The sequence below is a fragment of the Endothiovibrio diazotrophicus genome, assembly GCF_054657215.1.
Window position 1 is genome coordinate 18934 of the sequence record NZ_BAAHXB010000075.1, and the last position, 8828, is coordinate 27761.

9 protein-coding genes are annotated in these 8828 nt (G+C 66.1%); all 9 read right to left on the reverse strand.

Translation table 11 applies throughout. The features are described 5' to 3' along the window. Positions 1-100: 100 nt before the first annotated feature. Positions 101-382 carry a HigA family addiction module antitoxin gene (locus ACYQ2W_RS17185; protein ID WP_459869739.1) on the reverse strand — a complete coding sequence of 94 codons (282 nt, stop codon included), beginning with the start codon at positions 380-382 and terminating at the stop codon, positions 101-103. Between the two features lie 291 nt (positions 383-673). After that, a complete protein-coding gene (alr, locus tag ACYQ2W_RS17190) occupies positions 674-1759 on the reverse strand; it encodes an alanine racemase (RefSeq protein ID WP_459869742.1) in 1086 nt (361 codons plus the stop codon). A gap of 55 nt (positions 1760-1814) precedes the next feature. After that, positions 1815-4706 carry a replicative DNA helicase gene (dnaB, locus tag ACYQ2W_RS17195; RefSeq protein ID WP_459869745.1) on the reverse strand — a complete coding sequence of 964 codons (2892 nt, stop codon included), beginning with the start codon at positions 4704-4706 and terminating at the stop codon, positions 1815-1817. Between the two features lie 238 nt (positions 4707-4944). Next, positions 4945-5391, reverse strand: a complete 447-nt coding sequence (gene rplI / locus ACYQ2W_RS17200; protein WP_459869747.1) for a 50S ribosomal protein L9 — start codon at positions 5389-5391, stop codon at positions 4945-4947. Positions 5392-5424: 33 nt separating this feature from the next. Continuing rightward, positions 5425-6303: a hypothetical protein gene (locus ACYQ2W_RS17205; RefSeq protein WP_459869750.1), complete on the reverse strand. Its 879-nt coding sequence runs from the start codon at positions 6301-6303 to the stop codon at positions 5425-5427. 45 nt (positions 6304-6348) lie between these two features. Beyond that, positions 6349-6576, reverse strand: a complete 228-nt coding sequence (gene rpsR, locus ACYQ2W_RS17210; RefSeq protein WP_459869752.1) for a 30S ribosomal protein S18 — start codon at positions 6574-6576, stop codon at positions 6349-6351. 51 nt (positions 6577-6627) lie between these two features. Continuing rightward, positions 6628-7029: a 30S ribosomal protein S6 gene (rpsF, locus tag ACYQ2W_RS17215; RefSeq protein ID WP_459869755.1), complete on the reverse strand. Its 402-nt coding sequence runs from the start codon at positions 7027-7029 to the stop codon at positions 6628-6630. Positions 7030-7166: 137 nt separating this feature from the next. After that, positions 7167-7727, reverse strand: a complete 561-nt coding sequence (gene ampD, locus ACYQ2W_RS17220) for a 1,6-anhydro-N-acetylmuramyl-L-alanine amidase AmpD (protein ID WP_459869758.1) — start codon at positions 7725-7727, stop codon at positions 7167-7169. A 174-nt stretch (positions 7728-7901) separates the two neighbouring features. Further along, positions 7902-8588 carry a sensor histidine kinase gene (locus ACYQ2W_RS17225; protein WP_459869761.1) on the reverse strand — a complete coding sequence of 229 codons (687 nt, stop codon included), beginning with the start codon at positions 8586-8588 and terminating at the stop codon, positions 7902-7904. Positions 8589-8828: the final 240 nt, after the last annotated feature.

Consider the following 8828-nt stretch of genomic DNA (forward strand, 5'->3'; position numbering starts at 1 on the left):
GCAAAGCGGCGTGCGGGAGACATGAGCGGGACCCGGTTCGAAGTGGAGATCTCCGCAGTATACCCACCGATGGCGCGACACCCCGGGAAAAGGGTGTGGCTTACGCGGCGATCCGCCGCACCTTCGGCCGTGGGCGGTTGCGCGCAGTCCACAGGTCGTAGGCCCCCTGCATCGATATCCACATCTCGGCACTGGTCCCCAGCGCCTCGGCCAGCCGCAGCGCCATGTCGGCGCTGATCCCGGCGCGGCCGTTGAGGATCGCCGACAGCGCCTGGCGGGTCACCCCGAGACGGGCCGCCGCTTCTTTCACGCTCATCCCCTCGGGGAGGTACTCGCGCAGCACCTCGCCGAGATGGGCGGGATCGTGCATGGTGGTGTCCATGACCGCTCTACCCCTTCAGTGATAATCGAGATAGTCGATCAGTTCGGCGTGCTTCTCGACGAACTGAAAGATCACCCGCCAGGCGAAATGATTTGATCACCGAGGAGTGTAAAGCGTCGCTTGTCGCTTGTCGCTTGTCTACCCATCTCATCGAACGGAAAGACAAGCTAACGCGCAACCAACAAAGACACAATTAGTAATTTTCTGATGCTGGGGATGCGGCGGATCTCGGCGCGCCCGCTCAACGGGCGTGGAGCGCCACGAAGGAAGGATGCACGCCCAACCTGCGGCCTACCGCTCTTCCACCACGACACGGCGGGTGACGCCGCAGAGGAGTTCGTAGGCGATGGTGCCGGCGTGCTCGGCGACCTCCTCGACCGGCAGCCCCTCGCCCCACAGCACCACCTCGTCGCCCACCCGCGCATCGGGCACGCCGCGCACGTCGAGGGTGATCATGTCCATGGAGACGCGGCCCACCAGCGGCACGCGCACGCCGTTGACCCGCACCGGCGTGCCCTCGGTGGCGTGGCGGGGATAGCCATCGCCGTAGCCGATGGCAGCCACCCCCACCGGCATCGCCTCAGGACAACGGTAGCCGCCGCCGTAGCCGATGGCGTCGCCCGCCTGGCGCTGCTGGATGGCGATCAGGCGGGTGGAGAGGGTCATTACCGGACGTAGCCCCAGCTCCCCGCCGTGGCCTTCGGTGAACGGCGAGATGCCGTAGAGGGAGATGCCGGGACGGACCCAGTCGAAGTGGGTCCGCGGATGGCCGAAGACGCCGGCCGAATTGGCCAGCGAGCGCCAGCCGGCGGGTGGGTCGAGGCGTGCGGCCACCGCCTCGAAGCAGGCCAACTGCTCGGCGGCGTAGGGCCCCTCACGCTCATCGGCACGCGCCATATGCGAGCAGAGATGGACCACCGGCGCCACCGCCGGGCAGGCGTGGAGGCGCCGCCACGCTGCCTCCGCCGTCTCGGCGGAAAAACCGATCCGCCCCATGCCGCTGTCGATCTTCATCCAGGCGGTGATCGGCCGGGGCAGCGAGGCCGCCTCCAGCATCGCGATCTGCTCGAAGGTGTGGACCACGCAGTGAAGGTCGTGGGTGGCGGCAAGGCGCAGCTCCTCCTCGTCGAACACCCCCTCCAGCAGCAACACCGGCTGCTCGGTCCCCGCCTCGCGCAGTGCCAGCGCCTCGGCCATCCGCCCCACCGCGAAGCCGTCGGCCCCCTCCAGGGCGCGGGCCACCCGCAGCATGCCGTGGCCGTAGCCGTCCGCCTTGATCACCGCCAGCACCCGGGAGTCCGGCGCGACGGCGCGCACGCGCGAAAGGTTGTGGCGCAGCGCGCCGAGGTCGATCACCGCGCGAGCGGCGTAGCTCATCGGTGCACTACCCCGCCGTTGTCCCGCTGTCTGCCATTGATCGTAGAGCGGAACACTAATATTCCTCGCCGCCGTAGATCTCGGGGATGTAGTTCTCGAAGCGGGTGTGCTTGCCGAGGAAGGTGAGGTTCACCGTGCCGATGGGGCCGTTGCGCTGCTTGCCGATGATGATCTCCGCCTTGCCCTTTTCGGGGGTGTCGGGGTTGTAGACCTCATCGCGGTAGATGAAGACGATCACGTCGGCGTCCTGCTCGATCGCACCCGATTCGCGAAGATCCGACATCACCGGCCGCTTGTTGGGGCGCTGTTCCAGTGAACGGTTGAGCTGGGAGAGCGCGATCACCGGCACGTTGAGCTCCTTGGCCAGCCCCTTCAGGCCGCGGGAGATCTCGGAGATCTCGGCGGTGCGGTTCTCCTTCATCCCCGGCACCTGCATCAGCTGCAGGTAATCGACCACGATCATGTCGAGGCCGTGCTCGCGGGCGATGCGCCGGGCGCGGGAGCGCATCTCGGTGGGAGAGAGCGCCGGGGTGTCGTCGATGAAGATCTTCGCCTCGGAGAGGATCTGCACGGTGGAGGTGATGCGCGGCCAGTCGTCGTCGGTCAGGTCGCCGACGCGCAGCCGGTGCTGATCGATCCGCCCGAGGGAGGAGAGCATACGCATGACCAGCGATTCGGCCGGCATCTCCATCGAGAACACCGCCACCGACTTGCCCGCCTTCATCGCGGCGTTCTCCGCCATGTTCATGGCGAACGTGGTGTTGTGGACGCAGAGGTCGTTGGCGACGAAGTTGTGGGTCTCGGGGATGGTGAGATCGTAGACCCGTTTGCGCCCGAGGTAATCGATGGCGGCGACCTCGTCCCAATAGACGTCGCTCGCCGCCAGATCGCCCAGCCGCTGGTCGTCCAACGCGGCGGCGAGCCGGGCGAGGCGATCCCGACTCAGGGCACGACGCCCCACATGGATGTTGCTGCTCCCTTCCAATCCGGCACGACGCGCCAAATGGCTCCACGGCTCATCGCCCTTGGCGCGCGCCAGGTCCTCCCAAAACTCGAGCGGAATCAGATCCCGATTGGTCTGGCGCCGCTTGCCGGCCACTGCCCGGACCACCCGTTCTACCGCCTCCTCCTTGCCGAAGATGCCGATCTCCGCGGCAAACGTCATGATCGAGGCGGGATCGGTGATGTCCAACTGCCACGCTCGGTGGCGCCGCTCACCCAGCTTGACCTGCCGCGAGCGCAGCTTGGCGATCACGCCGAAACGGAGCAGAAGGTGCTGGAGCTGGCGCCCCATCCGCTCGCTGACGGTGGAAAAGCCCAACTGGCCCCGACCGCTGCTGAGCAGCGTAGCCCAGCCATCGGTTGCGAAAAGGCGATTGATGAACAGCGCCATCAGCGACCTCGGCAGCCGGAACACCGGGGCCGGGATGAACTTTCCGTGAGCGTCCTTGCCCCACACACCGAGCCCTTCGAGCCAACGGGTCACCGCGTTGCGGCTGCTGGCCGCGGCGCATTCACGCCCTTCCGGCACCCATTCACCAACCCGCTCTTGCTGGAAAAACGCGGCAACGCGGGAGAAGAGTTCGGCACCGGGCATACTCCGGCTGTGGGTCCAGTTCCAAACGCTGGCGGGCGAAACATCGACCGCCAGGGCGAACTGGCGACCGGAAAGCCCGGCGGCTTCCAAGGCGCCACGGAGCCCCGCAGCAAAACGTTCCCGGTGACGGGCGACATCCTGCCCGTCGGCGGCGATGGAGATATCCGGCGCACGGCCACTACGCCGTTTGAGGGTGGCGCGCACGCCACCGAACTCCGCAACCGCCGCCATGAAATCGGCCTGCATGCGGGTATCGACATTGGTAAACTTGGGGGCCCCCCGGGTGAGGGTGAGACAGCCATCGCCAAGCAGATAGCCGAGCAGCTTGACCTCGCAATCGCGCATGGCCTCGTCGCCGAACAGCGGCAACGCCCGGGGCACCGCGACCCGCTCGCCGATCGACAGCTCATCCAGGGGACGCCAACCACGGGGCGTCAGGTAGGGGTGGGTCGCGGTGGTCTCGATGGCGCGACCCAGGCGGGTGGTGAGGCGAAAAACCGGCTTCTCGCCGTCATCGACAAAGGCGGAGGGCTCGGTGACGTGGAGCCGCCAATCGTTGGCGAGGGTAAGCAGCCGCGCACGCCGACGGCGATAGAGCGTCTCGATGGTCTCAACGCTGCCGTCCTCCAGCACGATCTCGGTGGAGGCCTCGACGCACTTACCCATGGACGGGCGCCCGGCGACGATGACCAGGTCGGCGGGCTGGAGGCCGGCGGTCTTCTCGTCGAAGTCGTTGAAGCCGGTGGTCACGCCGGTGATGTGGCTGTCGGAGTTGAACAGCTCGTCGATCTTCTCGACGACGTTCTTCAGCACCTCCTTCATGCCGCGGGCGCCGCCGCGGGAGAAGCGCGCCGACTGCTCGGCGATCTCGAACACCTTGCGCTCGGCGTCGTCGAGCAGTTCGGTGATCGGCCGCCCCTCGGTGACGTAGCCGCTGTTGGCCACCTCGGTTCCCACCTGGATCAGCTGGCGCAGCACCGAACGTTCGCGGACGATATCGGCGTAGGCGGCGATGTTGGCCGCGGAGGGGGTGCTCTGGGAGAGGGTGCCGAGATAGGAGGAGCCACCGGCACTGTCGAGTTCGGCGGTCTTGGAGAGCCGTTCATGGACGGTAACGGCGTCAAACGGGGAACTCTGCTGGGCCAGCTCCGTGATGGCACGGAAGATCAACCGGTGCTCCAGCCGGTAGAAGTCCCCCTCGGAGACCCGGTCGGAGACCGAATCCCAGGTCTCATTGGCGATCATCAACCCGCCGAGCACCGCCTGCTCTGCCTGGATCGAGTGGGGCGGAACGCGCAGCGCCTCGGTCGCCTCATCGACATGCCCGCCCCCGGGGAAGGGGCGGTTCATCGCTGGATCGAACGGCTGCCGACTCATCGGAAGACAAAGCGAATGAAGGCTGTCGACTCGAAATTCATGTCAAACCGCCCGCCATTCCCACATTGAAACGCGGGCACGGAACGACCGCACCCACCCGCCGCTCAGCCGCCTCCGCGCCGATCCATCATCAACATCTATTCCCATTTTCCCGCCGCGGGGGTATGCAAGCGCAGCGCGCACACCCCGCGGCGGGAAAATGGGAATTGAATTACTCGCCTTCGATGATCAGCTTGATGGTGGCGTCGACATCGGTGTACAGGTGCACCTCGACGTCGTATTCGCCGATATTGCGGAAGGCGCCGTCGGGCAGACGCACCTCGCGACGCTCGACGGCCACGCCGGCGGCGGTCACCGCGTCGGCGATGTCGCCGGCACCGACCGAACCGAACAGCTTGCCCTCGTCGCCGACGCGGGCGGAGACGGTGATCTCCTTGCCGTCCAACTGCTCGCGACGGGCCTCGGCGGCGGCCAGCAGCTCGGCGGCCTGGGCCTCCAACTCGGCGCGACGCGCCTCGAAGCGCTCGATGTTCGCCGGGGTGGCGGAGGTCGCCTTCCCGGTGGGGATGAGGAAATTACGGGCGAAGCCGGGCTTGACGGCGACACGGTCGCCCAGGTTGCCCAGGTTCTCCACCTTGCTCAGCAGGATTACGTCCATCGTTCACACCACCTATGTAAACAGGTTTCAAATTCAGTCATTGCGGTCCCGCGGTTTGACCCGGGACCGGAAATCCACCCACGCATCGGCATAGCCGAGGGCGGAGAGCAGCACCGCCATCTGCGGCAGCGCCAGCAGCAGCAGTGCATAGAGCGCCACCAGCCAGCCCTGCGCCAACTTCATCCGGGCGACCACGCCGTGGACCACCGCCACCCCCTCGAAAAGGAACAGCACCACCGCCACCAGCGCCAGATTGGTGGAGAGCGCTCCCACCTGATCGGCACCGAGCGAGGCCCCGGCGAACAGCGCCAGCGCCACCAGCCGCGCCCCCCGCCCCATGCGCAGGGCGTGGAACTCCCGGCGGAAGCCGCCGGGATTGTAGAGCAGCGCCTGCCACCAACGGGCCAGCAGCAGGCTGGCAAGCAGGCTGGCCAGCGCCGCGCTGGCCGCCAGGCCGGTCATCACTCGCGATACTTCGGCCGCCTGGTCACCCAGGGCGGCGGCGGGTATCTGCCGCGACAACTCCTCCACCAGCGCCTGCCACCAAGCCCCCGGATCGCCCAGCACCCCGAGCCCCGCCATCCCCGCCGCCACCTCGAAGGTGAGCGCCAGGGAGACGCTACGCCGCAGCACCAGGGCGGCGAGATAGAGCGGCAGCCAGAGGACGATGAGGAAGCCGGCAGCCGCTGCCGGGGTCCCCATCGCCACCCAACCGAAGAGGGCGGAGGCGAGGACCGCGCCGATGGTCACCAACGCCCCTTCGAAGGCCCCGTGGCGCAATACCACCAGGGTCACCGCCGCCCCGCTGATGTAACTCAGCGGCGGCAGGTAGAGCGAGAGCACCGCGGCAACGGCGCTCACCAGCACCGCCCATTGGCGACCGCGCATGATGAAGGAGGCCAGCGCTTTCATCCGCACTCCATACCCGGCGCGAACCGCCAGGGGGGCGAGCCCCCCTTATTCGTGGGAGTCGGTGTAGGGCAGCAGGGCCAGATAGCGGGCGCGCTTGATGGCGCTGGCCAACTGGCGCTGATACTTGGCCTTGGTACCGGTGATCCGGCTGGGAACGATCTTGCCGGTCTCGGTGATGTAGTTCTTCAGGGTGACGAGATCCTTGTAGTCGATCTCGGTGATCCCTTCGGCGGTAAAGCGGCAATACTTCTTGCGACGGAAGAAACGGGCCATGGAAACAACCTCTCGTTCAGATGCTGGGATGCGACGGGGCGAAGCCGACGATTACTCGTCCGCTTCGCTCCGGTCGGACTTCGACTCACCGGCGGAGTCGTCGCGACGATCACTGCCGCGGGACTCCTCCTGCTCCTTAGCCTTGGCCAGGGGAGAGGTCTCGGTAACCGCGCCCTTCATGGTGATCACCAGGTTGCGCAGCACGGCGTCGTTGAAGCGGAACGCGGAGGTCAGCTCCTCCAGGGCCTCGCTGTTGCACTCGATGTTCATGAGCACGTAGTGGGCCTTGTGGACCTTCTGGATCGGGTAGGCCAGCTGGCGGCGACCCCAATCCTCGAGACGGTGGATGGCACCGCCGCTGCCTTCGATGGTCTTGCGGTAGCGGTCGATCATGGCAGGCACCTGCTCGGACTGGTTCGGGTGCACCATGAAGACGATTTCGTAATGACGCATTAGCCAAAAACCCCTTATGGATTAGCAGCTTCCCGCACGACGCGGTGAAGCAAGGAGGACCCGTGCAAACGGGAAGCCGCGTATTCTAACCAAACTGCCCCGCTGCGGGCAACCGGAAAGCGCCACACCGCGGGCGCTCAACGGATGGAGGCGAGGTAGCGGTGCCAGTCGAAGGCGGGGCCGGGGTCGGTCTTGCGCCCGGGGGCGATATCGGCGTGGCCGGTGATGCGCTCGGCGGTGATGGCAGGATAGGCGGCGCGGATCGCGGCGGTCACCTCGGCGAGCCGTGCATACTGGGCGTCGCGGTAGGGCACCTCGTCGCCCCCCTCCAGCTCGATGCCGATGGAGTAGTCGTTGCAGCGTTCGCGCCCGTGGAAACTCGACGTCCCGGCGTGCCAGGCGCGAGCCGCGAGGGGGACATACTGGACCAACTCACCGTCGCGGCGAATCAGCAGGTGGGAGGAGACGCGCAGCGCGTGAATTTCGGCGAAGAAGGGATGGTCCTCGGGATCAAGGGTATTGGTGAAGAGACGGTCGATGTAAGGACCGCCGAACTCGCCGGGCGGCAGGCTGATGTTGTGGATCACCAGCAGGCTCACCCGCTCCCCCGCCGGCCGCTCGTCGCAGTTGGGCGAAGCTACCCGCCGCGCGCCTTGCAGCCAACCGTCATCGCTGGTGGTTACGGTTGATTCGACCATGAGAGGCATGAAGGAAAGATATGCGCAGGGTGTGCCGAGGGACGAGGCGCGCCACTTTCCGACCGGTGCGCCTCCTATCGTCGGCACACCCTACCCGATCGGGATTGACTCGACCACGAAGGGAATACGGATGGAAAGGGGCCATCCCTCGAATATCCTTCAGGCCCTTCACGGCTAAGGCAGGTAGATGGAAAAGACCCCGCCGCCGAGGACACCGCCGTTGCTCTGCGCAATATAGCCCTTGTGCTCCCGATTGGTGTGGACCTCGGCGACCATCGAGGAGAAGTAGAGCCCCAGGCCGGTGCGGCCACTGTTGAAGTTGACGCCGCCGCCATCCGGGGCGCCGGAGACACACATCGACTCGGGGAAACCACGGCCGTTGTCCTCCAGGTGGATCACCAGGAAATCCCCCTCCACCTCGGCGGCCAGCCGCAGCTTGTCCTTGGTGTAGCGCACCGCGTTGTCCAGGGCGTTGTTCAACACCCCCGCCACCAGCTCCAGGTCGAAGTACCACTCCAGATCGTACTCGCAGTCGATCTCCAACGTGATGCCGCGAAATTCCAGCATGCTCTTGCTGTGCAACATCCGCTCCTCGAGGAAGTCGTGGACGTTGTGCTCCGAGACGTTCACCGCCAACCGCCCCTCGCCCCCCTTGTAGAGCGTTAGCAACGAGATCAGGTTGTCGTTGACCCGCCGCGCCTCGTACTGCAGTTGCGCCGCCCGTTCCGGCGTGCAGGCGTCGCCGCCCTCGTCGGCGATCATCTCCTCCAGGGAGTTGAGCACCATGCCGATGGAGTTCTTCATGTCGTGGATGCTCGACGCCAGGATGCTGGAAAAGTCGAGGGTATCGTTCGGTTCCATTGCACAGCCCCGTTTTCTGATTCGATAAGTAGTGGAGACGACGATCGCCCGTCGGCCGGATTGACAGGCTCCTAGGAGCCTGTCGGACTATGGGGGATCGAGCCGCGGGAGTGGGAGGGCGGCCCCAATTTTTCGAAAATTCGAGGAGAATAGCGAGCTATTTGACGAAAATTTTCGGAAAATTGGGGCCGTCATCCCGCTTTTGCGGCCGATTCATCCATAGTCCGACAGGCTCCTAGG